This window comes from Hymenobacter agri, from assembly GCF_054778495.1.
This window is the reverse complement of the sequence record NZ_BAAGZM010000869.1, coordinates 1-1,353: the sequence shown is the minus strand read 5'-3', so window position 1 is coordinate 1,353 and position 1,353 is coordinate 1. Positions and strand designations below refer to the sequence as shown.

General features: G+C 63.0%; 1 protein-coding gene. It reads left to right on the top strand.

All coding sequences use genetic code 11. The annotated features are described in order from the left end of the window. The coding region (locus ACYVDE_RS22940; protein WP_460503852.1) for a M1 family metallopeptidase at nt 1-1,353 on the top strand (1,353 nt) is incomplete at both ends.

Here is a 1,353-nt window from a genome sequence, read left to right as displayed (position 1 = left end):
CTGCGCTGGCCCAGCCCGCCGCGGCGGGCTCGCTTGCCGATGCCCGCATCTACTACCACGGCACGGCCCCCAGCGGCAACTCGGCCGCCATCGGCAACGGGTTCAACAACCGCAGTCAGGTGCGGGTAAACGGCGCCTATCAGCCCTACAATATTACCTGGAGCCTGTCGGAGCCTTATGCCGCGCACGAGTGGTTTCCCTGCAAACAGGTACTCACCGATAAGGCCGACTCCAGCGACGTGTGGGTGACCACCACGCTGCCCAACAAGGTGGGCTCGAACGGGATGCTGGCCCGCACCGTGACCCTGCCCGCCGGCAAAGTGCGCTACGAATGGAAGTCGCGCCATCCCATTGCCTACTACCTGATTTCGGTGGCCGTGGCCCCGTACCTCGAAACCGTCAGCTATGCGCAGCCGGTGGGTGGCCCTCAAGTGCCCATCATCGATTACGTGTACGACCAGAATACGCTGAGCTACTACCAAACCGAAATTGGTCGCACGGCCGGCTTCATCGAAAACTATTCCAGCCTGGTCGGCCTCTACCCGTTTGCCGACGAGAAGTACGGCCACAGCATGGCCCCCCTCGGCGGCGGCATGGAGCACCAGACCATGACCACGCAGGATGGCTTCACCTTCACACTCACGGCCCACGAGCTGTTTCACCAATGGTTTGGCGATAACGTAACCTGCGCCAGCTGGGAAGACATCTGGCTGAATGAGGGCTTTGCTTCCTACGGCGAATACCTGTCGCTGCAAGCCCTGGCCACGCCCGCCGATGCCCGCGGCTGGATGGATAATGCGCATACGTACGCCCAGCGCAACAATGGCTCGGTGTACGTGGCCGACACCACCAACGTAGGCCGCATTTTCGACTATTACCTCACCTACAAAAAGGGCGCGGCTGTGGTGCATATGCTGCGCTACCTGCTGAACGACGACACCAAGTTCTTCCGGGCCCTGCGCACCTACCAAACCCAGTACCGCGGCCGCACGGCCCGCACCATCGATTTGCAGCGCGTGTTTGAGGCCGAAGCCGGGCGTTCGCTCACGTATTTCTTCCAGCAGTGGTTTCGGGGACAGGGCTACCCCACGTTCAGCGGCCGCTGGAACCAGGTGGGCAGCACCGTGGTGCTGCGTGTAACGGAAACCGCTTCTGAACCCGCCGCCACACCTTTTTTTGATACTGATGTCGACTACCGCCTGACGTTCACCAACGGCACCACCCAAACCGTGCGCCTGCATCAGGGCCAGGCTGTGCAGACCTTCCAGTTTGCCGCGGCCGGCACCGTCGCCAGCATCGCCGTCGACCCCGACCAGTGGGTGCTGGACCTGCCCGCCCCCGCGCCCGTGCGCG